The sequence below is a fragment of the Nocardia arthritidis genome (assembly GCF_011801145.1).
Lineage (GTDB): Bacteria > Actinomycetota > Actinomycetes > Mycobacteriales > Mycobacteriaceae > Nocardia > Nocardia arthritidis_A.
This window is the reverse complement of sequence record NZ_CP046172.1, coordinates 9,948,180-9,972,410: the sequence shown is the minus strand read 5'-3', so window position 1 is coordinate 9,972,410 and position 24,231 is coordinate 9,948,180. Positions and strand designations below refer to the sequence as shown.

Annotated in this window: 22 protein-coding genes; 12 read left to right on the top strand and 10 right to left on the bottom strand. The window is 65.4% G+C overall.

Annotated elements, in window-relative coordinates:
- Positions 1-81 precede the first annotated feature (81 nt).
- The gene (locus F5544_RS45575; protein ID WP_238847015.1) at positions 82-405 is read left to right on the top strand and encodes a DUF4190 domain-containing protein; all 324 of its coding nucleotides are present in this window, start codon (positions 82-84) and stop codon (positions 403-405) included.
- On the opposite strand, the gene F5544_RS45570 is transcribed toward F5544_RS45575, so the two are convergent.
- Positions 377-895, bottom strand: a complete 519-nt coding sequence (locus F5544_RS45570) for a hypothetical protein (RefSeq protein WP_167478852.1) — start codon at positions 893-895, stop codon at positions 377-379. The two genes, F5544_RS45575 and F5544_RS45570, sit on opposite strands and share 29 nt — an antisense overlap.
- Before the next feature lie 172 nt (positions 896-1,067).
- On the opposite strand from F5544_RS45570, the gene F5544_RS45565 reads away from it, so the two are divergent.
- The 3 genes from F5544_RS45565 to F5544_RS45555 all read left to right on the top strand — a co-directional run bounded on the left by F5544_RS45565 (position 1,068) and on the right by F5544_RS45555 (position 4,452).
- Positions 1,068-1,919, top strand: a complete 852-nt coding sequence (locus F5544_RS45565; protein ID WP_167478851.1) for a Scr1 family TA system antitoxin-like transcriptional regulator — start codon at positions 1,068-1,070, stop codon at positions 1,917-1,919.
- Positions 1,920-1,928: 9 nt separating this feature from the next.
- Positions 1,929-2,312, top strand: a complete 384-nt coding sequence (locus F5544_RS45560) for a DUF397 domain-containing protein (protein ID WP_167478850.1) — start codon at positions 1,929-1,931, stop codon at positions 2,310-2,312.
- A 121-nt stretch (positions 2,313-2,433) separates the two neighbouring features.
- On the top strand, positions 2,434-4,452 hold the full coding sequence (locus tag F5544_RS45555) for a M13 family metallopeptidase (RefSeq protein WP_275107000.1): 2,019 nt from the start codon (positions 2,434-2,436) through the stop codon (positions 4,450-4,452).
- A gap of 59 nt (positions 4,453-4,511) precedes the next feature.
- On the opposite strand, the gene F5544_RS45550 is transcribed toward F5544_RS45555, so the two are convergent.
- The 8 genes from F5544_RS45550 to F5544_RS45515 all read right to left on the bottom strand — a co-directional run bounded on the left by F5544_RS45550 (position 4,512) and on the right by F5544_RS45515 (position 14,258).
- Positions 4,512-5,702 (bottom strand): alginate lyase family protein, encoded by a 1,191-nt coding sequence (locus tag F5544_RS45550; RefSeq protein ID WP_167478849.1) that lies wholly within the window; start codon positions 5,700-5,702, stop codon positions 4,512-4,514.
- A 44-nt stretch (positions 5,703-5,746) separates the two neighbouring features.
- Positions 5,747-6,826: an ABC transporter ATP-binding protein gene (locus F5544_RS45545; protein WP_167478848.1), complete on the bottom strand. Its 1,080-nt coding sequence runs from the start codon at positions 6,824-6,826 to the stop codon at positions 5,747-5,749.
- Positions 6,827-6,882: 56 nt separating this feature from the next.
- A complete protein-coding gene (locus tag F5544_RS45540; RefSeq protein WP_167478847.1) occupies positions 6,883-8,211 on the bottom strand; it encodes an ABC transporter substrate-binding protein in 1,329 nt (442 codons plus the stop codon).
- Between the two features lie 15 nt (positions 8,212-8,226).
- Entirely contained in the window at positions 8,227-9,018 is a 792-nt protein-coding gene (locus F5544_RS45535) for a carbohydrate ABC transporter permease (protein WP_225726253.1), read from the bottom strand.
- A gap of 71 nt (positions 9,019-9,089) precedes the next feature.
- Positions 9,090-10,019, bottom strand: a complete 930-nt coding sequence (locus F5544_RS45530; RefSeq protein WP_194252459.1) for a carbohydrate ABC transporter permease — start codon at positions 10,017-10,019, stop codon at positions 9,090-9,092.
- A 370-nt stretch (positions 10,020-10,389) separates the two neighbouring features.
- The gene (locus F5544_RS45525; protein ID WP_238847014.1) at positions 10,390-11,295 is read right to left on the bottom strand and encodes a L,D-transpeptidase; all 906 of its coding nucleotides are present in this window, start codon (positions 11,293-11,295) and stop codon (positions 10,390-10,392) included.
- A 351-nt stretch (positions 11,296-11,646) separates the two neighbouring features.
- Positions 11,647-13,029 carry a cytochrome P450 gene (locus tag F5544_RS45520; protein ID WP_342760407.1) on the bottom strand — a complete coding sequence of 461 codons (1,383 nt, stop codon included), beginning with the start codon at positions 13,027-13,029 and terminating at the stop codon, positions 11,647-11,649.
- A gap of 35 nt (positions 13,030-13,064) precedes the next feature.
- On the bottom strand, positions 13,065-14,258 hold the full coding sequence (locus F5544_RS45515; RefSeq protein ID WP_167479968.1) for a serine hydrolase domain-containing protein: 1,194 nt from the start codon (positions 14,256-14,258) through the stop codon (positions 13,065-13,067).
- Between the two features lie 286 nt (positions 14,259-14,544).
- Between F5544_RS45515 and lppU the strand changes: the two genes are divergently transcribed.
- A complete protein-coding gene (lppU, locus tag F5544_RS45510; RefSeq protein WP_167479967.1) occupies positions 14,545-15,129 on the top strand; it encodes an LppU family putative lipoprotein in 585 nt (194 codons plus the stop codon).
- Between the two features lie 41 nt (positions 15,130-15,170).
- Positions 15,171-16,631: an MFS transporter gene (locus F5544_RS45505; protein WP_167478843.1), complete on the top strand. Its 1,461-nt coding sequence runs from the start codon at positions 15,171-15,173 to the stop codon at positions 16,629-16,631.
- A 50-nt stretch (positions 16,632-16,681) separates the two neighbouring features.
- Here the strand turns inward: F5544_RS45505 and F5544_RS45500 are convergent, their stop codons facing one another.
- Complete coding sequence (locus tag F5544_RS45500) at positions 16,682-17,344, bottom strand: trypsin-like peptidase domain-containing protein (RefSeq protein WP_167478842.1); 663 nt, start codon at positions 17,342-17,344, stop codon at positions 16,682-16,684.
- A 564-nt stretch (positions 17,345-17,908) separates the two neighbouring features.
- On the opposite strand from F5544_RS45500, the gene F5544_RS45495 reads away from it, so the two are divergent.
- From F5544_RS45495 to F5544_RS45470, 6 genes are read left to right on the top strand one after another with little or no spacing between them, the layout of a single operon-like run.
- Positions 17,909-18,718, top strand: coding sequence for an MlaE family ABC transporter permease (locus tag F5544_RS45495; RefSeq protein ID WP_225725747.1), 810 nt, complete (start codon positions 17,909-17,911; stop codon positions 18,716-18,718).
- Between the two features lie 4 nt (positions 18,719-18,722).
- Entirely contained in the window at positions 18,723-19,586 is an 864-nt protein-coding gene (locus F5544_RS45490) for an MlaE family ABC transporter permease (protein ID WP_167478840.1), read from the top strand.
- A gap of 6 nt (positions 19,587-19,592) precedes the next feature.
- Positions 19,593-21,104: an MlaD family protein gene (locus F5544_RS45485; protein ID WP_167478839.1), complete on the top strand. Its 1,512-nt coding sequence runs from the start codon at positions 19,593-19,595 to the stop codon at positions 21,102-21,104.
- Positions 21,101-22,144, top strand: coding sequence for an MCE family protein (locus F5544_RS45480; protein WP_167478838.1), 1,044 nt, complete (start codon positions 21,101-21,103; stop codon positions 22,142-22,144). The genes F5544_RS45485 and F5544_RS45480 overlap by 4 nt, the downstream gene beginning before the upstream one ends.
- Entirely contained in the window at positions 22,144-23,139 is a 996-nt protein-coding gene (locus F5544_RS45475; protein ID WP_167479966.1) for an MCE family protein, read from the top strand. The genes F5544_RS45480 and F5544_RS45475 overlap by 1 nt, the downstream gene beginning before the upstream one ends.
- Positions 23,139-24,230: an MlaD family protein gene (locus tag F5544_RS45470; RefSeq protein ID WP_167478837.1), complete on the top strand. Its 1,092-nt coding sequence runs from the start codon at positions 23,139-23,141 to the stop codon at positions 24,228-24,230. Before F5544_RS45475 ends, F5544_RS45470 begins: the two co-directional genes overlap by 1 nt.
- Position 24,231: the final 1 nt, after the last annotated feature.

Sequence of the window (24,231 nt, the reverse complement as noted above, 5' to 3'; positions counted from 1 at the left end):
CCGACGCAATACCCCGGCCCTGGTCAAGGCCCCTATTGGCAGGAATCGCCCAAGAGCAAGGGCCTGGCGATCGCCGCGCTGGTGCTCGGCATCGTCGCGCTGGTGACGTGTTTCGGCGCCTATCTGTTCGGCCTGCTCGCCGTGATCTTCGGCGTGATCGCGCTGGCGCGCAAGAACGGCGGCGGCAAGGGTATGGCCATCGCGGGCATCATTCTCGGCGTCATCGGCCTGATCATCGCGATCGGAGCCACGATCTTCGCGGTCAATACTGGCGTGAAGGACTTCTACGACTGCGTCAACAAGGCGAACGGCGATCAGGCGAAGATCGACAAGTGCAACCAGGACTGGAAGGGGACGCTGGAGAACAAGTTCAGCGTCACACTGACTCCACAGCCGACCCCGTGACCTCGCGCCAGCCCCCGGCGCACGCCCTGGTGACGGCGACGACCTCGGCCAGCGCGGGCCGATAGTCGCCGTCGGGCAACGCGATCCAGGTGCGGTAGCCGCCCCGCTCGTCGGTCGGTGACGGCAGCACGATCCTGGTGCCGGGCAGCGCCACCGAGGCGCACACCCGGAACAGATCGGCGAAGAGGTTCATATCCAGGTAGGAGTTATCCGTAGGCCCGGTCAGGAAGGTCCACCGGTTGGAGCGCGGATGCGCGATCACCGGGCCGACGGCGGTGAGCCGGTCGCGGACCCGCGCACCGAGCGGCGCGGGCATGACGACGGCGCCGATCGCCCCTATTTCCAACATGATTCGCCCGAGCGCCGGATCGACGACGCCGTAAAGCCCGTGATCCTTGCGGTAGCCGCGACAGCGCGCGATCGCGTCCTGGACGGCCGTGTAATCCTGGGCTGCCGCGTAGCCCCCGGGAACCGTCTCACTACCTGTCATGCCGAACCTCGCCTAATGCCGGGTGGATCGCGCGGGGAGTGGGTGACCGACCGTGGAACCGACCCTAGTCCGGCACAACTGGGTTGACAATAGTCACGGCCCGGTGCTGACGTCGTGTCGTTTCGGACGGTGGCCGCACCGTCGCACCAGGTCGCGGGCGTAGCATCCGTGCATGGCACCCGTCTCGCCGACCGTCGCGCGCTGGGAGCTGGTGCTTCGGCTGCGGGAGCTGCGCGAGCAGCGCGGATTCGATTCGGCCACCTTCGCCAAACGCGTCGGCTTCACCCCGGCCAACTGGTCGCATGTGGAGAACGGACGCCGGGTGTTGACCGGCAACACGATCGGTCCCGTGCTGGAACTGCTCGAGGTGGATGCCGAGGAGTCCGCGGAACTGCTCGCCCTGCTGGAGGCCAGCAAGCAGCGCTGCTGGTGGGCCAAATCGGCGGCGCTCATCGGCCCGGATCTGCAGCGGCTGTACGGAATGGAGTACGGCGCGCAGAGCATTCGCAGTTACGACAGCCTCGTCGTACCGGGCCTGTTGCAGACCGAGGCCTACGCGCGGGCGCTGATCAGTGCCGATGTGATGATCCGGCCGGTGCAGGTGGAACAGCTTGTCGCCATTCGGATGCGCCGCCAGGAGCGGTTGCGCGGCCCCGACCCGGTGGAGTTGACCGCGGTGATCGGCGAGGCGACGCTGCTGCAGCAGACCGGCGGACCCGAGGTGCTGCGCGGTCAGCTGGAATACCTGGCCGATCTGCTCGAGGAATTCGAGACCATCGACATAAGGGTCATTCCGTTCAGCGCGCCCGAGGGCGCGATACTCGGCGGTTCCAGCTTTCACCTGATCGATTTCGCGGGCGAGCAACTGCCGACCTTCGGCTGGGCGGAGAGTGCGGTATTCGGCGGTTCGGTCGACGATCCGGATCAGGTGCGCGATCTCGGATTCGCCTATCTGCGCGCGTTGGGCCAATCGTTGACACGTACCGAATCATTGGCTCTGATCAGGCGAAACACTCACATGTAAAATTTCACCATGGCCACCACCGCCCGCCCATGGCCGGCTTCCACCGGCTGGTTCACCTCATCCCGATCCAACAATGGCAACCAATGCGTCGAGGTGCGATTCGATGGTGATGCGGTGCTCATCCGCGACAGCAAATACCGCCGCAACCCGGCCAACCGCACCGCCGAAGAGCCCGTCATCACCGTAAACATCAGCGAATGGACCTCGTTCCTGACCCATCTGAAGGCCGGAACCGCACCGTTCGGTCTGTCGCTGTTCGCGGGTGATACCGCCGACGGCGGCACCGCACTGCGGCACGGCGCCACGGTGCTCACCTATACGCCCGCCGAGTGGAATGCCTTCCTCGCCGGTGTGCGCGACGGTGAATTCGATCGGATCATGCTGCCGGCCTGATCGGCGCTGTCGACGAAGTCGTCCGCAGACCCGCGCATGGCCGGAGCGAATGCGGAGGTACGCCTGACCGTTCGCCGATGGAGAACACGCAGGCCAGCCTCGCATCGGCATACTGGACTGCGTGACTTCCGAGCTGACCGGCGCCTCCGGTATCGACCTGTCCCACATCGACGAGCGCGTGCGCGTGCAGGACGACCTGTTCGCGCACGTCAACGGTAAATGGCTGGACACACACGAGATTCCGGCGGACCGCGCGGTCGACGGCGCCTTCCGCACGCTTTACGACCAGGCCGAGCTGGATGTCCAGAAGATCATCCAGGACGCCGCTGCCGCGGACGCCGAGCCGGGTTCGGATGCCCGCAAAATCGGCGACCTGTACGCCAGCTTCATGGATACCGCCGCGGTGGCCGCCGCCGGACTCGAACCGATCGCCGCGGAACTGGCCGCGATCAAGGAGGTTTCGGATCGGTCGGCCTTCGCCGAACTGCTCGGCAGGCTGCAGCGCACCGGTGTCGGCGGCGCGGTGAGCGCATTCGTCGACACCGACGACAAGGACTCCAGCCGCTACCTGGTGAACCTGTCTCAGTCCGGGCTCGGACTGCCGGACGAGTCCTACTACCGCAAGGACGAGTACGCCGAGATCCGGGCGAAGTACCTCGATTTCGTGTCCGGGATGTTCCGGCTGGCCGCCGGATATCCGGGCATCGCCGAACTGCTGCCCGCCGATCCGGACGCCGCCGCACAGCGGATCTTCGAACTCGAAACCAAACTGGCCGAGGGCCACTGGGATGTGGTGCGCCGCCGCGACGCCGAATTGAGTTACAACCTCACCACCTTCGCCGCCCTGGCCGAGGAAAATCCGGAATTCGACTGGGCCGCATGGGCTTCGGCGCTGGCCGCGGGCGTCGACCGGCCCGGCCCGGAGCTGCTCGCCGAGGTGGTCGTGCGTCAGCCGGACTATCTGCGCACCTTCGCCCGGCTGTGGGCGAGCGAGGATCTGGCGGATTGGCAGGCCTGGGCGGCGATCCGGGTTTTGCGGATGCGTGCGCCGATGCTCACCGACGAGATCGTCGAGGCGAACTTCGATTTCTACGGCCGCACCCTCAGCGGCACGCAGGAGAATCGGGAGCGCTGGAAGCGCGGCGTCGGGCTGGTGCAGGATCTGCTCGGCGAGGCCGTCGGCAAACTGTATGTGGCCGAACACTTTCCGCCCCGGGCGAAGGCCAGGATGGAGGAGCTGGTCGCGAATCTGCAGGAGGCGTACCGCCGCAATATCACCGACCTGGAGTGGATGGGTCAGGACACCAGGGCGGCCGCGCTGGCCAAACTCGCCAAGTTCACCCCGAAGATCGGCTACCCCGACAAGTGGCGCGATTACTCGGCCGTCACGATCGATCCCACCGATCTGGTCGGCAATTATCGCAGCGGCGTCGCGGCCGAATACGATCGCCAGCTCGGTAAGCTCGGCGGCCCCGTCGACCGTGCCGAATGGTTCATGACCCCGCAGACGGTGAACGCCTATTACAACCCGGGCATGAACGAAATCGTCTTCCCCGCCGCGATTCTGCAGCCGCCGTTCTTCGATATGCACGCCGACGACGCCGCCAACTACGGCGGTATCGGCGCGGTGATCGGCCACGAGATCGGTCACGGTTTCGACGATCAGGGCGCCAAATACGACGGCGACGGCAATATGGTCGACTGGTGGACCGATGCCGACCGCGCCGAATTCGGTAAGCGCACAAAGGCTTTGATCGAGCAGTACAGCGAGTTCGCGCCCAAGGAGCTCGGCGCGGAGCACCGGGTGAACGGCGAATTCACCATCGGCGAGAATATCGGCGATCTCGGCGGGCTCTCGATCGCCCTTGCGGCGTACCAGATTTCGCTCGACGGCAAGGATGCGCCGGAGATCGACGGACTCACCGGCCTGCAGCGCGTGTTCTACGGCTGGGCCCAGGTGTGGCGGTCCAAGGTGCGCCGGGAGGAGGCCATCCGGCGGCTCGCGGTGGATCCGCATTCGCCGCCGGAGTTCCGCTGCAACGGCGTCGTCCGCAACGTCGACAGCTTCTACGAGGCGTTCGGCGTCGAACCCGGCGATGCGCTGTATCTGGAACCCGATGCGCGCGTGAAGATCTGGTGATCGCCTGACGTTCCGATGCGGCCGGGATCCACGCGGCTGGATCCCGGCGTTCGCGGGGACTACGCCGAATTGTCGGCGTGGGTGAGCGTCTCCCAGAGGGAGAACATATCCGCTCCGGTTGGTCGCTGCTGCTCGGTGAGTCTGCCCGTATACGGCATATCCAGACCCATCCGGTTGTGCAGCGCGTTGTAACCGACCTCGGTGACCTGCCCGAGCGCACGCTCCAGGTGGCCGCCGCACAACCAATCCGGCATCGGTTCGCCCAGTTGGTATTTCGCGTGCAGTTCGAAGGCCGCGCGTAACCGGTCGGCGACCTGCGGGTAGAGGTCCTGATGCTGGATGCGGCCGGTCTCGGCGATATGCGCGATGGCGGACAACCCGTATCCGGTGTGCGCGAAATCGCGGCAGGTCTCCTGGGCCAGTCCGTCCACCAAGGTCGTCTGGCCGTACCAGTACTTGGTGATCTCCTCGGGCGTGCGCTGCTTATTGCGTCCGGCGATCTTCGGCTGCGGCCCATCGGAGGTCAGGTAGATGTAGGCGGGTACCCGGTCCAGATACATGCCGACCGCCTTGTCGTAGACCGGGCGGTCCTCCAGGAAGACGGCGATCCCGATGGCCGCCTCCAATTCGGTGAGCTCCCAATTGCCGTTGGATGACGAGCCGTTGATCACCTTGGGCAGGTACACATTTCGCAGCAGGTCGCCGAAGCGACCGGCATTCGGCCAGTCGCCGTAGGCGTACTTGATGATCTCGGCCGTCCTGGTCCACATCGATGCCGCCCAGCCGCTCTGCAGCGGCGCGTTGCTGCCGGTGTGGTCGGTGAGCGCCGCCGACCAGGCGTCCATGATCTCGATCGCCTTGTGCGCGTAGCGGATATCGCCGGACAGATACCAGGCCAGCGCGTCGGTGTACGCGGCGATGGCATCGCGGCGCTCGTCGCTGCACCCGTTGTTCGGGTTGTCGTACGGGCCGCAATCCACCACCGGCCGCGGCTTGGCGGCATGGTTCGCCGACGCGTATTCGCTGCCGATCATCTTGTCGTAGGCGGATTTCCACGGCTGCAGGCCGACCGCGAGGCGCACCTTCACCAGGTCCAGCTGTTCGCGGGAGACGAGCACACCGGGATGGACGAACGTCGCGGGAGCGGCGTGCGCCCGCGCAACCGTATGCGGTGCGGCGCAACCGGACAGCAGGCCGACGGTGACGGCCACGAGTATGGCGACCCGACGGGCGCCGTTGCGATACCTCATCGGGTGTCTTCTCCGAAATGCTTTGGGGCGGAGCTACTTTACCTTCAGCGCAGCCGTTCCTCGGTGGCGGCGTCGAAGAAGAATATCTCGTCCATCTTGGGCCGCAACCGGAGCCGGTCGCCGAGCGCGACCTGGAATCGCCGGTCGACCCGGGCCACCACCTTGCCGGAGCGGCTGCTCCAATCCTCGGTGACGCCATGGCTGTAGACGAACGATTCGGCGCCCAGCTCCTCCAGCAGCTCCGCGTCCACCGCGAGGCTGTCCGGTTCGGCGGTGACCTCCCAAGACTCCGGCCGGATGCCGACGATCACCCGGTCGCCCGCTTTCGCGGTGCGCGGCAACGGGATTCGCAGCTCGCCCAATTCGGCGGCATTATCCCGGACCGGCGCCTCCAGCAGGTTCATCCCGGGCGAGCCGATGAATCCGGCGACGAAGGTGTTCACCGGGTTGTCGTAGAGTTCGCGCGGCGCGGCGATCTGCTGCAGTTTGCCGTCGCGCAGCACCGCGACCCGGTCGCCCATGGTCATCGCCTCCACCTGATCGTGGGTGACGTAGACGGTGGTGGTGCCGAGCCGTTTCTGCAGGGCCGCGATCTGCGAGCGGGTGCTCACCCGCAGTTTGGCGTCGAGGTTGGACAGCGGCTCGTCCATGCAGAACACCTGCGGGCGGCGCACGATGGCCCGCCCCATCGCGACGCGCTGGCGCTGGCCGCCGGACAGCTTGGCCGGTTTCCGGTCGAGCAGGTGCTCGAGCTCCAGCATCTTGGCGGCCTCCTGCACCCGAACCATGGTGTCGGCCTTGTTCATTCCCGCATTGCGCAGCGCGAAGCCCATATTCTCCGCGACCGTCATATTCGGGTAGAGCGCATAGCTCTGGAACACCATGGCCACGTCGCGGGCGCGCGGCGGCAGGCCGGTGACGTCCCGGCCGCCGATCAGGATCCGCCCGTCCTCCACCGATTCGAGCCCGGCCAGCATGCGCAGGCTGGTCGACTTACCGCAGCCCGACGGGCCGACGAGGACGATGAATTCGCCGTCGGCGATATCGAGCTCCAGCTTGTCGACGGCGGGGGTCGGCGCACCCGGGTACAGGTGCGTGACGCCCTCGAATTGCACTGTCGCCATGTTGATCCGGTCTCCTATCGAAATCCGTTGTTCCGGCGCGGTTTTCCCGCGGTGAATTACTTGGGCAGCTTGGGCGCGATCTGCCGGTCGTATATCGCCTGCAGCTTGTTGCTGACATCGGCGAACACCGTCGCGACATCCTGGTTCTGCAGGCCGATCTGCTCGAGCCCGGTGCCGATGATCTGGTCGCCGCCCGGCAGGAAGACGCGCGCGTAATCCTGCGATTTGGTCAGCGGCAGCTGGTCGATCGCGACCTTCGAATTCGGGTTCTTCGCCAGGAAATCCGCCTCGGCGGGGTTGGTCGCGGCCGATTTGCGCACCGGCATATAACCGGTGGCCTGGGAGAAGTAGACCGTGCTTTCGGCGTTGGTGATGAACTCGATGAACTTGAGCGCGTTCTTCTTCCGCTGATCGGAGATGCGCGCCGGGATGGCCAGGCCCGCGCCGCCGGTGGTGACGCCGGGACCGCTTGGGTGCGGCAGGAAGGCGGTGCCGAATTCCAGTTTGCCGGTCGCATTGGCCTTGATGCCCTTGAGGTCACCGGTGGACGCGATGGTCGAGGCGATGACGCCGGTGCCGAAATCGGTCGCGATATCCGGCCGGATGGCGGCGTACTTCTTGTTGTTGATGCTGTCGCGCAGGTAGTTGCCCGCGGCGATGGTGCCCGGCTCGTTGAACTTCAGCTTCCACTGATCGGAGTACGCGCCGCCGAAGGTCCAGTTCGGGCCCTGGAAGGTCCAGGCGAGGTAGTTCTTGGCGTCACCCCAGCCGTGCGCGAATTTGCCGGAGCCGACGATGGACTGGAGCTTCGGGCCCCACTCGTCGAATTCCTGCCAGCTGTTCGGGCCGCGGTCGGGCAGGCCCGCCTTCGCCCACACATCCTTGTTGTAATAGAACAGCGGGGTCGAGCGGGAGTACGGCAGCGCGTAATGCTTGCCGTTGAACAGGTAGTCGGCGGCCAGCGAGTCGACGTAGTCGTCCAGCTTCACGCCCGCGTCGGCGAAGTGCGCGTCGAGCGGTTCGATGGCGCCGGTGAGCGCGTAGTTGAACCACCAGACATCCGACAGCACAACCACATCCGGCAGGTCGCCGCCGGAGAGGGCCGCGTTGAACTTCTGCGACACCTCCTCGTAGTTCTTACCGGCGTCGATCAGCTTCACCTTCAGGTCCGGGTACTTGGCCTGGAAGCGGTTGATCAGCTCGGTCTCCTGGTCCTTGGAGGTGCCGGGGTGATTGGACCAGAAGGTGATGGTGTTGGCGTCGCCGCCCTGTTTGGAACCACCGCCGCTGCCAGCGCATGCGGTGAGCACCGCACCCGCGGCCGCCGCGCCGGCCAGGCCGATGAATCCGCGTCGCGACAGCGCGGGAAATTTGGAACTGGACACGTGGTTTCTCCTGTTTTATCCCTTGACCGCACCGGAGGTGAGGCCCTTGATCATGTGCCGTTGCAGCACAAGGAAGACGATGAGGATCGGCAGCATGGTCAGCAGCGTGCCCGCCATCACCGGACCCCAGTTGGTGCTGCTCGGATTCTCGGTGTTCTGCAGCAGTGTCAGGCCGACCGGCAGGGTGGCGACCCGCGAGTCGTCGGCCATCAGGAAGGGCCAGAGGTATTCGTTCCACTCGTTCACCAGCGTGACCACCGCGAAGGCCACCATGGTCGGCCCGGACATCGGCAGCACCACCCTGGTGAGCAGCCGCCACCAGTTGGCGCCGTCCATCCTGGCCGCCTCGATCACCTCCGATGGCAGCGACAGGAAGTGGTTGCGCATCAGGAAGGTGCCGAAGGCGACGCCGCAGAGCGGAACGATGATGCCCTGCAAGGTATTTCGCCAGCCCAGCTGGGCGATCAGCGCGTAGTTGGAGATCACCGTGATCTGGTTGGGCACCATCAGCGCCGCGATGATCACCAGGAAGATGATGGTCTTTCCGGGAAACCGCAGGAAGACCAGCCCGTACGCGCTGAATACGCCGAGTACGAACTTCACCAGCGAGATGATCCCGGTGATGATCAGCGAATTGCGCAGGAAGGTCCAGAACGGCAGGTCGGTGGTCGCGGCCTTGTAGTTCTCGGGATGCCAGCTGTGCGGCCAATAGACCGCGGGGTGGGTGTAGATGTCGGGGCGCGCCTTGAACGAGGTGATCAGGATCCAGAACAGCGGAACCCCGACGATGAGCAGCACGCACGCCATGGCGGCGTAGCCGAGCACCTTGACCAGCAGCACCCGGCGCTGATACGAAAGGGATTCCGGACCAACGTGTTTCACTGTTCGCCCCGATCCATGACCCGAACCTGCACCAGCGTGATGATCAGCAGCACCAGGAACATGATGGTGGCCACCGTCGCGCCGTAGCCGGCGCGGAAATTGCGGAACGACTCTTGATACACCTGGTAGACCATGGTTGTGGTGCCGGTGCCCACCGGCCCGCCCCGGGTCATCACATTGATGATGTCGAAGACCTGCAGCGAGTTGAGCAGCACCGTGATGGACAGGAAGAAGGTGGTGGGCCGCAGCTGCGGCAGCAGCACCTTGCGGAAGGTGGTCCAGCGGCTGGCGCCGTCGATCTCGGCCGCCTCCATTAGTTCGGCCCGCACGCCCTGCAGCGCCGCGAGGTAGATGACGAAGCTGTAGCCCAGGTTCTTCCAGATGTAGGTGACCGTCACCATGAACAGCGCCCAGTGCGGATTCTGGTAGAAGTCGGGCACATTCTCCACGCCCACCTTGTGCAGCAGGTCCTGGATGAGGCCGAGGCTCGGCTCGAAGATGAACTGGAAGGCGACGCCGATGGCGGCGCCGGAGATGACGAACGGCGCGAAGATCGCCGAGCGAACCACATTGCGGCCGAACAGTTTGCGATCGAGTAGCAGGGCCAGCGCCAGGCCGAGCACCATGCTGCCGACCACGGCGGCCACGGTGAAGACCACCGTATTGGTGACGATCTGCCAGGAGTCGGACCGGCCGAACCACTCCTTGTAGTTGTCCAGCCCGACATAGTTGACGAACGGATCCGAGATGTTCCAGTCGGTGAACGACAGTCGAATGTTGTCGATCAGCGGTCGGTAGACGAACAGCCCGAGCAGTGCCAGGTTCGGTACCACGAGTACCAGGAACAGCGCATAGTCCTGCCAGGGCCGATTGCGTAGGCCGCGTCCTTTCGGCTGGGGCAGTACACGTTCCGGCTTCGTTCGCACTGCGGAGACTTTACGTACAGGAGCAAACGTTCGGTTAACGGTAGACGCCGACACGCTGAACTTTGACGTCTTACTCATGGTCTCCCGAAATCGTTGTCGCGCTCTAAATCCTCAGGGAGCGTAAACGGACATATGGCCCGCCGTCACCAAAACGGCGGACCATATGTCCAACGAGGTATGAACTTCTGACTCGGGAAGGCGCTCGACCTGGCTGACCAGTTGCCGCTCCGACAGGTCGAGGCGACATCTGATCTCGCACGAACATGGGTAACTCGCCGGGACGGGCTAGCCTGACCCAACGCCTTACCGCCGGTCGCCAACGCGACGGTCTCCGCACCTAGGTCTGGCCTGAAGACGCGGAGAGGCGGGACTAGTTCCAGTCGCCGAGACCGTCGGACGGGCTCAGCGTGCCGCCCTTGGTGTTCTGCACGACCACCGGATCGCCCTTCTTCGCGTTCTCGAAGAACCACTTGGCGTTCTCGGTGCTCACGTTGATGCAGCCGTGGCTGGCGTTCGAATTGCCTTGCTGGGCAACCGACCACGGGGCGGCGTGCACGAAGATGCCGCTGTAGGAGATCCGGGACGCGTACTCGACCTCCACCTTGTAACCCTCCGGGTCGGTGGTGGGCACGCCGTAGGTGGACGAATCCATGATCATCTTGCGCAGCTGTTCGCCGACGTAGTAGGTGCCGTTGGGCGTTTCGTGCTTGGTCTTGCCCATCGCGATCGGCATGGTCTTGATGACCTCGCCGTTGCGGGTGATGGTCATCTGGTGGGTGGTGTCGTCGGCGGTCGAGACCAGCGCGTCACCGATCTTGAAGGAGGTGGTCGTGCCGCCGGCCTCCACCTTGACGTCGGTGTTGTCCGGCCAGAACTGGTCCGGCCGCCAGCGCACCTGCTGGTCGCCGCGCCAGTAGAAGTGACCGGGGGCCTTCTTCGACGAGGTGATCTTGATGAACTTCTCGGCGGTGGCGTGATCGGGCACCGGATCCTTGAAGCTGATGACGATCGGCTGTGCGACACCCACGGTGTCACCGTCGGCCACGTTGATCGATGGCGGCGCGAAATTCGGCTGCTGCGGCGGCTGCACCGCATTACCCGAGGAACCGGAGCCGAGCAGGCCGGGCAGGCCGGTGTCGGCCTGTGCGGGAGCGACGATCGCCGCGCCTGCCGCCGCGCAGGCGGCGGTCAACAACAGGCCCTGCCGCAGTCGGCGGGATAGCCGCCGTTCCCGACGGGATGGCAGCGGTGTCCTGTTGTACAAAGCGGCATGCATAGGTTTCTCGTCCATTCCATCTCTCGCCCCGCACACGCGACGGCGAGGGAGATTTCTTTCCTTGGTGCGGGGCCTGCGACGAAGCGCCCCGCGGATTTTGACGGCCCGACCCTCCGACATTCCTACCGTCCGGCGGTGGGCGTATGCCAGCGGTATTCGCGAGTAATTCCAGCAGACCGTCCGGTGTGTCGAGCGACACATATCGCATTGTGTGGCACCGCATTTCGTGAAAGTTGCCGGTCAGGTCGGCGTGTCCGGCGGAGCTACCGGCGGGGTATCCGTTCGGTCGATTCCGGCGCGTCCAAACGACTTAGTGATGTAAATCACTCAAAGAGGTTGAGCCGGTGGGACTTAACCGACCACCTCGAACGGGATCGGCCGCCGCGGACCGGCCGCGATGTTGTGTGGCACCGGCAGCGGTGCGGCGCCATCGGCATAGCGCGTGGTCAAACGCAATTCGACGCGGGAAACGATGGTGGCGAGCGCAATTCGCAGCTCGTATTCGGCGAGCGTCGCGCCGACGCAGCGGCGATGCCCGCCGCCGAACGGCGCGAACTCGAACATGGAGTATTTACCCTTTTCGCCGCGATCGAGGAAGCGTTCGGGCCGGAATTGTTCCGGTTCATCCCAAATCTCGGGATCCGAATGCAGTAATGGCACCGCGACCCCCATGATGTCGCCCGGCGCCAGCGGCACCCCGCGCAGCGTGAAAGATTCGGTGAGCCCGCGCAATACGACCGGCACCGGCGGATGCAGCCGCAGCGTTTCCTGGCAGACGGCATCGAGGTACGGCAGGCCCGCGAGCTCGGTCGCGCTGGCGCCACGGCCCGCCGCGAGCACCTCCGCGCGCAGCGGGCCGAGCAGCTCCGGTTCGCGATGGAGATGGAACAGCGCCCATACCAGCGTGGTCGCCGTCGTCTCGTGACCGGCCACCAGCAGCGTGCGCAGTTGCTCGCACAGGTCCGCGTCGGATATCGGGCTGCCGTCGTCGTAGGTGCAGTTCAGCAGCGCGCTGAGAATATCGGGGCGCGGGGTCGCGGAATCGGCTCTGCGCCTGGCGATATCGGCGCGAAGCAGTTCGTCCAGGCGGTCCCGCGCCGCCAGGAATCGGTCCCACGGTGCATGCCCGAACAGTCCGAGTCGCAGCGCTGGCAGCAGCAGCGGCCCGGAGAACCCGTCGAGGAATTCGGCGGTCGCGGCGATGTAGTCGGCGCGGCGGCCCTCGCTGTCCACCCCGAGTACCGCCTCCAGAATCACCCGCAACGTTATGGCCCGGGCCGCCGCCCGCGAATCGATCAGTCGCCCCGGCGTCCAGGCCTTCTCGGAACCCGTTGTGCCGCCGTCTATTTCCGTTTCGACCGAATCCCGGATGCGTTCGGCGAGCGCGCGGATCCGAGTGCCATGGAAGGCGGGCGCCAGCAGTGCCCGGTCCCGGCGGTGCCGCTCGCCCGCGGTCAGGATCAGCGAGGCGCTGCCGACCATCGGCTCGATGGGATTGGGCCGCGGCGGTTTCAGCGCATCGACCGGTGCGCGGAAAATCTCGCGGGCGCCATCGGGCGTCCCGGTGAACAGCACCGGATCGAATCCGGGAAAGCGCACGTAGAACGGATCGCCCTCGCGTGCCCGCCGCCATCGGAAGTACCGCTCGAAATCGATTCCGGCCGCCACCGCGTGCAGTGCGCTGAGCCGGGGCGGGCGCGGGCCGCCGCGCATTTCGCCATTCGCACCGCGCACCCGCACACCCATATCGATGTATACGAACTAACCCGTCAGTCGGTTCGGGGACGCACCGGTACCGGGGCGCCGGATTCGATGCGGTGCACCGTGTGCTGTGCGAGGGCGGCCAGCCGGGCCAGGCGTGCGTCGCCCAGCGCGGTGGCGGCATTGCCGAGGCGGTTGGTGACGAAGGCGATCGCCATGCCGGTGGCCGGGTCGGCATAGGCGCCCGAACCGCCGATACCGTAGTGCCCGAAGGCTTTTCGCGGCTGCTGCTTGGACATCAGCACCGGCCGGTGATAGCCGAGGGTGAAGCGCAGCGGCAGGCCGAGCACATAGTCGCGGCCCTCGGCGGGCTGGGTCCGGCCGATGATCTCGACCGTCTCCGGCCGCAGGAACTGGGCGCCGTCGATCCGGCCGCCGTTGGCGATGGCCCCATACATCCTGGCCAGCGCTCGCGCCGAGAACACGCCGTTCCAGCCGGGCATCACCGCGTCGTGCACCCGCGGATCGCGGACCAGCTCGTCGAAGCTCTCCGGCATACCCGCCTCGGCGAGCCCGCGGATCGGGCGCACCCAGGAAAGCACCGATGACGCGGTATTCCACCGGATTCCGGGCGGGCTCAGATGCGGGAAGATCTTCGCGATCCGGTAGCGCTCGGATTCCGGTACCCGGAACCAGAATTCGTCGACGCCCAACGGCTCGGCGATCTCCGCCCTGAGCACATCGGTGAACGACCGACCGGTCACCCTGGACACGATCTCGGCCACCAGCCAGCCGAAGGTGATCGCGTGATAGCCGGAGGAGCGGATGCGCCGCGGATCGGCCGGGCTGTCGGCCAGCGCCCGAACCACGGCGTCGTAGTCGAGAATGCCCTCGCGGCCGGGCACCAGCCCGCGCACCCGATGCAATCCGGCCCGGTGGGCGAGCACATCGCGGACGGTTATGTCGTGTTTCCCATGTGCGGCGAACTCCGGCCAGTAGTTCGCGACCGGCGCCTCGTAGTCGATGAGCCCGCGTTCGGCGAGCCGGTGCACCACCGTCGACGCGACACCCTTTCCGGTGGAGAAGGTGAGCGCGACGTTATCGCCGTTCCAGCGCCGATCCTTGGCCGCCCAACCGGCCCAGATATCGACTACCGGACGTCCGTGCAGGTAGACGGCGAGCGCACCGCCGCCGCGGTTCGACTGGGTGAACATGCCGAAGAAGTGATCGGCCAGCCGGATGAACTCCGGCGTCACCAGCATTTCCCTGGGGGCGGACAGCCGGTGGCCGCTCGCGGGCCCATCGGCCGGTAGGGGTTGGAAAGCCGCGACCATCGCCACACCTCCTGACCCGAGGGTCCCCAACGGGGCTGAATTCCCAGGGTAGCGAGCGCGGGCAACTTCGCAGCTCCGACGGGCTGATCCGGACGAAACACGCACCGCGGCCGAAATTTCCGCCGACTCGACGGCACCTGATGCATGGTGTATTTATGGCGTGATGTTCGGCGGCGTTGGAGGACTCGTGTCTCGGCAAAACAAGCGTGGGGCATTGGGTCGGCTGGTCGTTGTGGCGCTGGCTCTGCTCACGGCCGTATTCGTCACCGGATGCGGTTCGACGATCAGCGGCCGGGCCCAACCCGAGGCGAACGGCACCGTCGACGCCATTTCGGTCACCAAACCGCCGACGACGCCGTCCAATAAACCGACCACCGCGCCCAAACCGGGCAAGACCGATTTCCAGGCCGAGATCGGCGACTGCGTCACCCTCGGCGGCACCACCGAGGACGCCACCATAGATAAGGCCGCCTGCGGCAGCCCGGAATCCAACTACAAGGTGATCGGCAAGACGCAGCGCAGCTCGCAATGCGTCAGCGACCGCGACAGCTATTACGTGGAAACCGTCAACGGCGTCGAACAGGGCGCGTTCTGCCTGGATATCGACTGGGTGGTCGGCGGCTGCATGGATGTCGGCGGCGATATCGCCAAACGCATCGACTGCACCCAGCACATCAAGGACGGGGTGAAGGTGCTCAAGATCCTGCAGAACGTCGCCGATGTGAACAGCTGCGGCGCGGGCAACAGCGGATTCGTCAAGAAGGAACGCCACTTCGTGGTTTGTGTCCAAGACCTCTGAATCGCCCGAGTTTGTCGGTTGTCCTGCGTATGTTGTGAGAGGTGACGAGCACCGAGCTGCCGCGTCTGCGATCGGCCACCGGTCGCTGGATCCTGCTGGCCACCATCCTCGGGTCCGCGGTCGCGATGCTGGATGCGACGGTGGTGAATATCGCCCTGCCCCGCATCGGCGATCAGCTGAAAACCGATGTCGCGGGCCTGCAGTGGACGCTGAACGGCTACACACTCACCCTCGCGTCGTTCATCCTGCTCGGCGGGTCGCTCGGCGACAAACTCGGCCGTCGCAAGGTATTCGTTTGGGGCACAATCGGTTTCGCAATCGCCTCGGTGCTGTGCGGTGCTGCGGTGAATATCGAGATGCTGGTCGCGGCGCGGGTACTGCAGGGCGTCGCCGGCGCCATGCTCACCCCCGGCAGCCTGGCCCTCATCTCCTCATCGATCGATTCGCGGGATCAGGGGTCGGCGATCGGGCTGTGGTCCGGATTCGGCGGCGTCGCGGGCGCGCTCGGCCCGTTCCTCGGCGGCTGGCTGATCGATCTGGCCGGGTGGCGCTCCATCTTCTTCCTCAACGTGCCGCTCGCCGCGGTGGTCGTGCTGGTCGCGCTGCGCCACGTGCCGGACAGTCACGATCCGAATGCGCCCGCGCGCCTTGATGTTCCGGGCGCGGTCGTGGTCGCCCTCGGGCTCGGCGCGCTGACCTTCGGCCTGATCGAACGGATGCCGCTGCTCGCGGTGGCCGGGCTGGTGCTGCTCGCGGCGTTCGTGGTGGTGGAGCGGCGCAGTGATCATCCGCTGGTGCCGCCATCGCTGTTCCGGTCGCGGGTGTTCACCGCGGCGAATCTGGTCACCCTCGCGGTGTACGCGGCACTCGGCGGCGTCTTCTTCCTGCTGACGCTGGAATTGCAACTGGTGGCGGGATATTCACCGCTGCTGGCTGGTGCGGCGACGGTGCCGATCACCCTGCTGATGCTGGTGCTCTCCGCGCCTGCGGGTCGCTGGGCGCAGGCGCACGGCCCGCGCATCCCGATGACGATCGGTCCGCTGCTCGCGGCGGCCGGTCTGCTGCTTCTGCTGCGGATCGGGCGCGAAACCGCTTATCTCACCGATGTTCTGCCGGGTGTGCTGGTGTTCGGGCTCGGTCTCTCGGCGCTGGTCGCCCCGCTGACGGGTGCGGTGCTCGGTGCGGTGCCGTCCAGTGAGGCGGGTATCGCGTCCGGGGTGAACAATGCCGTCGCCAGGACCGCGCAGCTGCTCGCGGTCGCCGCGCTGCCCGGCCTGGCCGGTATCTCCGGTTCGCTACACGATCCGGATGCCTTCGCGCACGGATTCACCGTCGCGATGGGTATCTGTGCCGGACTGCTGGTGGCGGGCGCCCTGCTCGCGGGTGTCATGCTGCGGCCCGAGCGGCACCGTCCGGAATTGGACAATGTCGACTGCCTGCCGCAGTGCGGTGTCGGCGGGCCCGCGGTGGCGCCGTCGTTGCGGGTCGCCGATAAAAAATGAGCGAGCCCGGTGGGGCTCGCTCATCCGAAATCTCGAGGGACGCTGTTCGATCAGATCGGGTTGAAGCCCGCTCCGACACCGCCGCGGCCGTTGATATCGGCCATGATCGCATTCATGTTGGTGCCGACCTCGGGGCCGAAGCAGGCGAGGGCGAGGTAGGCGTTCACCATGCCGACCAGCGTGGTGCCGACCACCACGGGTGCGCCGGAATCGCCTTCCACCACACACATCTGGGACCAGGTCTCGACATTCGTCTGGAATACGTCACCCCAGGTGATACCGCAGGTGTTGCCGGTGGTGCGGCCCTCCTTGCAAACGATCTGGGGGAACTGCGCGGGTAGGCCGAGTCCGGTGATGGTGACGTTGCCGATGCGGTTGACCGGGGTGATCTTGTCCGGGTCGAACTGGATGATCGCGTAGTCGAGGTCGTGGTTGGAGTAGACGAATCGGCCGATTTGGCCTGCGCCGCGGTCCTTCTCGGCGAACACCTGGGCGCCGGGATCGCCACAGTGCCCCGCCGTCAGCCCGATGAGATGTCCGGAGTTGTCCCAGCCGACCGTGGTCACCGTGCACTCGAACTGGTTGTCGATGATGATGCCCGAGCCCCCACCGATGACCGGTCCCGCGGCGTGCGCGGCGCCCGTCCCGAGCAGTGCCGCACCAAGGGCAGCGGCGAAGACGGCAGTGGCCGCCTTGGCGAGTTTGCTGAACATGTCCCTCCAGACGTCGGAAGCCGCACCATATCAATCTGTCGCACCCATCGTGTCAGTATTCGGTCTCGGGCGCGTCACGTACTTCTGGGTGTCCAAAATGGTGCTTCTGTACACTTTTCGGACAGATTTAGCCCCGCGTCTCATATAGCTCGACGATAGCGAAGGGCTATTGCACTGATCATCGGACCGCGTGTCGCGAGTGTTTCATTTTGCCGACTTTTGCGCGTTGTCCGTTTTCAATTAGATGAATATTTTTTACGAGTTCAATCCGACTAATTCAAAAATCCGGCCCTGAGCGGCAGCTCCGGAGAGCGGCTTCACTGTAACTTGTACCAGAAGACCGGCTGGTCACTTGGTCTCCTGGACAAGTCTCCCGGCCCAGGTCACATCATTTTCGTGAAGGTGACGTTCATCTATGACCGCAATCACACGACAGTGGTGTGTTCTGCACTACTCCGTAGTAAGGTGCGTCAAGCAAACAAGTCGTCGGGGCGGGCAACCGGCGTCGAGAGGGGTTAGCCAGTGCAGTCGACCGAGAGTCCACCAGGTTCGCGGTTCAGTGATGTGGTCGATTGGACGAAGGCTTATTGGGAAGACCACCCGAAGCGTTCCGTCGAGACCTTCGGCCGCCAGATCACCATGGGGTTCGCCGCCGTCGCCGAACTCTTCGTCTCGATCTTCCGGCGGCGCTTCCCGTTCGGGGAATTCATCCGGCAGTGCGCCTTCATGTCCAGCGTCTCGGCCGCCCCGACGCTGCTCGTGGCCATCCCGATCGGCGTCATCGTCTCCATCCAGGTCGGATCCGTCGCCGGCCAGGTCGGCGCCACCTCGTTCATCGGCGCGGCCAATGGCCTCGGCATCATCCAGCAGGGCGCGCCCATCGTCACCTCGCTGATGATCGCGGGCGCCGTCGGCTCCGCGGTCTGCGCCGACCTCGGCTCCCGCACCATTCGCGAGGAAATCGACGCCATGAAGGTGATGGGCGTCGACCCGCTGCACCGGCTGGTTGCCCCCCGGCTCGGCGCGGCGATGATCGTATCCGTATTGCTTTGCGGCTTCGTCGTTTTCGTCGGCTTCCTGACCGGCTACTTCTTCAATGTCTTCGCGCAGAACGGAACTCCGGGCTCCTACATCAGCACCTTCTCCTCCTTCGCGGTGACCCGCGACCTGCTCGCCGCGCTGATCAAATCGCTGATCTTCGGGTTGCTCGCCGCGATCATCGCCTGCGACACCGGATTGAACACCCGCGGCGGCCCCGGCGGCGTCGCGAACTCGGTGAACTCGGCGGTGGTCAGCTCCGCGATCATGTTGTTCGGGGTGAACCTGATCATCACCCAGATCTACAACGCATTGTTCCCGGCACAGGTGGGTTGATCCGGTGTCATCGACTTATGTACCGCCGCTGCTGCGGCCCTTCCGCGCGGTTCAGCGCGGCGCGCAGGCCCCGCTCGACTGGGTGGCCAGAATCGGCCACCAGGTGTTCTTCCTGCTGCGCTCGCTCGGTTCGATTCCGTTGGCGCTCAAGCATTATCCGAAGGAGGTCTGGCGGCTGATCTCGGATGTCACCTGGGGCAACGGCAATCTCGTCGTCGGCGGCGGCACCATCGGCGTCGTCGTCATCCTGAGCGGGTTCGGCGGGATAACCGTCGGCATCCAGGGCTACAACTCGCTGAACCTGTTGGGGCTCAGCCCGATCACCGGTGCAATCTCCGCATTCGCGACCACCAGGGAGATCGGTCCCCTGCTCGCCTCGGTGGCCTTCGCCGCGCAGGCGGGCTGCCGCTTCACCGCGCAGCTCGGCGCGATGCGGATCTCCGAGGAGATCGACGCGCTCGAGTCGATCGCCATCCGGCCGCTGCCCTATCTCATCAGCACCCGGATGTTCGCGGCCATGGTGGCGATCATTCCGCTGTACTGCCTGGGCCTCGCGGTCGCGTACATCTCCTGCTCGCTGACCGTCCAGTTGATCGGCGGCACGGCGGCCGGCACCTACCAGCACTACTTCTACCAGTTCCTGATACCGCACGATGTGCTCTATTCGCTGCTCAAGGCGCTGATCTTCGTCGCGATCACCACCTTCATCCAGTGCTACTACGGCTTTTTCGCCTCTGGTGGCCCGGAGGGCGTCGGTGTCGCCTCCGGCCGGGCGATCAAGAACTGCATCATCGCCGTCGTATTCGTCGACCTCTTCATGACCTTGGCCATCTGGGGCGTCAACCCCGGAATCCGTATTTCGGGGTAAGACCACATGATCATTGATCCGAGCGGGCGCGGCCCGACGATGCGGCAGCTGCTGCTGGCCGGGGTCGCGGGCCTCATTGTCTTCGCGCTGGTGCTGAGCTTCCTGATGGTGCGGTACAAGGGGCTGTTGCAGGAAAAGGTCGGCGTGACGGCGAATCTCACCACCACCGGTGACGGGCTGCCCGCGGATGCCGATGTGAAGTTCCGCGGCGTGCTGGTCGGTGCGGTCAAGGATGTCTCCGTCGCCGCGAAAGGTGAACTGCAGCAGGTCCATATGGATCTGAAGCCGGAGTTCGCCGGTGATATCCCGTCGAATGTCACCGCGCGCGTTGTGCCGAGCAACCTGTTCGCGGTCACCTCGGTGGAGCTGGTGTTCAACGGGCCCAGCGACAAGTACCTGCACCAGGGTTCGACCATCGAGGAGGATCGCAGCGAGGGCACCATCGCGCTGCAGGACACCCTCACCACGGTCCGCAATATCCTGGACAAGATCGACCCGATCAAATTCGGCCGCGTGCTCGGCACCCTCTCCCAGGCGCTCGACGGCAGCGGCCGGATGCCGGGATCCACCGTCGAGCGATTGGACAACTGGCTGGCCGGGGTGCGCGGCGCGGTGCCGAATCTCGGTGCGCAGCTGGATGATTTCTCGGATTCCTTCCACGCGCTGAACCGGTCCGCGCCGGAACTGATGGATGTGCTCGGCACCTCGGTGACAACCGCCAAGACCATCGCCGACCGGCGCGGCCAGCTGGTCGCGCTGCTCACCGGGGCGGGCGGCACGGTCGATACGGTCAATAACCTGTTCGCCCGCAACGGCGATATCGGCAAGCAGGTCACGGCGGGCACCAGCGATATGTTCGGCGCGCTCACCAGCGATCCGAACGCCGTCACCCAGGCGCTGCTCAACCTCAGCGAAACCGTCAGGAAGCTCGACACCACCTTCAAGTGGGGTCCGCAACAGCAGATGGTGTGGAACGCCGGCATCACGCTCACCCCGTACGGCCCGTACACCGTCGCCGACTGCCCGCGCTACGGCGATCTGGCCGGGCCGAGCTGTGCCACCGCGCCCGCCGTCGCCGATGTCGGTGAGTTGCCCGACAAGCTGAAGCCGCGCGCGCTGGATTCGGCGAAGGGGCTGCCGCCGGTGCTTCCGCTGGCGGGGCTGCCGCTCATTCCCGGCATCACCATGCCGGGCCCGGACGGGCACATGGCTTCGGGCATCACCGGACTGCCGCAGTTGCCGACCCTGCCGACCTTGCCGAACCCGTTCGCGGGTACGCCGCTGGACGGACTGATTCCGGCGCTGCCCGGACTCGGGCAGCCCGCACCCGCCGCGCCACCGGCGCCGCCGCAGGCACCGGCCGAGGGCACGCCGTCGGCCGCTCCGATCGCGCTACAGGGTCAGGACGCGATGACCGCGCTGCTCGGCCGTCGACCGACCGCGGCCGAATACCTGCTGCTGAGTTCGATTTTGAAGGGCGGGACCATGACCGTGTCCGAAAAGGGTTCCGGCCGATGAGTATTCGCAAACCGCTGATCGGGTTCGGGCTCTTCGCGATCGTCTCCGTCCTGGTGACGCTGCTGGTGTGGAATACGCTGGCCCGCGTCGTCACGGGCGAAACCAACACCTACACCGCGACATTCACCGATGTGCTCGGCTTGCACGAGGGCGATGACGTGCGCATGGCGGGCGTGCGGGTCGGCAAGGTGGAGAAGATCGCGGTGGCCAGGGATTCGAAGCTCGGCAAGTCGGTGGCCAAGGTGACCTTCGTCGTGCAGCGCGATCAGCCGATCTTCGACGACACCAAAGCCCTTGTCCGCTACCAGAACCTGATCGGGCAGCGGTATGTGGCGCTGGCGCCGGGCGGCGCGCGGTCGCCGCAGCAGCTGAAGAACCACGCGAGCATCCCGGTGGACCGCACCGAACCGTCGTTCGATGTTTCGGCGCTGCTCAACGGTTTTCAGCCACTGTTTCAGGTGCTGCAGCCCGAGCAGGTGAACCAGCTGTCGGAAACGTTCATCCAGGCGTTGCAGGGTGATGGCGTGTCGCTGAGCACGTTCGTCACCCAGGCCGCGACATTGGCGTCGGATTTCCAGCGACGCGACGCGATTCTGTCCGATGTGATCGGCAACCTGTCCGGCGTGATGCAGGGGTTGGCCAAGCGAGGTGATGAATTGGAGACCCTGGTGACCCAGACCCGGGCGCTGATCGGCGGGCTCTACGAGCAGGGCCAGTCGCTGCAGCAATCCACGGTGCAGATCGCCACGGCGACAAGCTCTTTGGTCGATATGATCGGCACGATCCAACCGAAGCTGCAAGATACCCAGAACTCGACCTCTGCGGCGCTGGCCCTCCTGCTGGCCAATGGCGCCAAGCTCGACCAGGCCGCGATCGATCTGCCGAGCGTCCTCGCCGACGCGGGCAGACACACCTCCGAGGGCGCCTACGCCAACGGCTACCTCTGCGGTCTCGATATCTCGCTGTACGGCATCCTCTTCCCCCGCGGACTGACCTCCCAGATCGGTGGCAACCAGCATTCGGCGGTGTGCAGGCCATGATGACCAAGCTGCGGACCCGCTTCAACAACAATCGCTACTTCTGGCTGGGCATCGTCGGCGGCGCGCTCGTCGTGCTGCTGCTCGTCGGCTCCAGCACGTTCAAACTGCTCGGAGTCGGCCAGCAGTCCATCAAGGCCGAATTCGTGCAGGCCGCGGGCATCAAGGTGGGCGACAAGGTGAATGTCGCCGGTGTTCAGGTCGGTCAGGTGGCGGGCGCGAAACTGGAGGGCAGCCACGTGCTGCTGACCCTCAATGTGGACCACGGCATCAAGTTCGGGCCCGACGCGAAGGCATCGATCAAGATGGCCACCCTGCTCGGCGCCCGCTACGTCGACGTGGAGCCGGGTGATGGCTCCGGACTCAGGGGCGGCCGGATTCCGGTGTCCAACACCACCGTTCCGTACAACCTGGCCGATGTCGTGCAGGAGGGCACCCCGAAATTCGAGGCGCTCGACACCAAGAAACTCGCCGATTCGCTCAACCTGATCAACAAGCAGCTCGGCGACTCCCCCGCGCTGGTGGCGCAGTCGCTGGACAGCATCGGCGCCATCGCCAAGGTGATGGATCAGCGCAAGGGCGAAATGGACAGCCTGCTCAAGGATTTGGACCGGGTCACCAGGATCCTCGGCGACAACCGCAACAGCGTGCTGCTGGTGATCACCCAGGGTGAGGCCATCGCCAATCGGGTGATGGAACGGCAGGGCCTGCTGCGGCAGCTGCTGGACAATATCGCGACGCTGACCAGGCAGCTGCAGGAGATCGGCGATCAGAACAACGGCAAGTTCGGACCGACCATCGATCAGCTGAACACCATGGCCGAGGGTCTGCAGAAGAACAAGGACAACCTGGACCGGCTGCTGTCCATCCTGCCGCCGACGGTGCGGTACCTGGCCAATTCGTACGGCGGCAACGGCCCGTACGGCTCGCTGGGCCTGCCGTGGGTCTTCCCGGACAACTGGTTGTGCTTCGCCAAGGTTATCGAGGGGTGCCAGTGATGAAACTGATATCGGCGACACGGGCGCTCGCGGCAGGCGTGCTGGCATTGACGCTGGGCGGCTGCTCGCTGCTGCCCAGCTCGGTGAACGATTCGCTCGGCAATACGATCAAGATCACCGCAGACTTCCAGAACATCGCGGGCATGTACGAGGGCAACCCGGTGACGGTGCTGGGGTTGAATGTCGGCAAGGTGGAGAAGATCGTGCCGCACGGCACCATGATCGAGGTCCACATGTCGATCGACAAGGACGTCAAGATCCCGAAAGACGCGATGGCGGCGATCATTTCGCCATCCATCGTGACCGACCGGCATATCGAGCTCACCCCGGTGTACACCGCGGGTGACACCTTGAAGGACGGCGCGCACCTGCCGCTCGCCAAGACCAAGACCCCGGTCGAACTCGACACGATGATCAAAACCATCGATCAGTTCGCCGCGGCGCTGAAACCGGAACCGGGGCAGGACGGTATCGGCCCGCTGTCCGGCCGGGTGCTTTACCCGATGCTGAACGGCAACGGTACGAAGTTGCGCGACACGCTCAACGCGCTGTCCAGTGCGCTGAAGGTGGGCGTCGACAATAAGGACGCCGTCTCCAACATCATCATCAAGCTGAACGAGCTCACCACCATGCTCGCCGAAAACGACCAGGCGGTAAGGGATTTCAGCAACCGGACGACACAGCTGACCGGCCTGCTCGCCGAGCAGGCGCCCGGCCTGCAGGCCACCCTGGACCAGATGAACGCCTTCCTGGCCAATACCAATGGGGCGTTCTCGCAGTACCAGGACAAGCTGGCGAGCTCGCTGGCCGGGTTGACCAATGTGACGAATCAGTTGCGCGCCAACGCATACGGCCTTACCGAGGTGGTCGATGTCGCGCCGATGCTGATGCAGAACATCGACAACATGATGAACCGGCAGGGCAACTACGTCCGGCTGCAGGCGCTGATCGGCACGGCGCTGTCGGGTGAGATGGTCAGCGTCTTCTGTGAGCGGGTCCAGATGCGGGCGGACGGCTGCCGGACCGGCAATATGCAGGATTTCGGGCCCGACTACGGGCTCACCGCGGCACTGCTGGGGTTGACGAAATGAC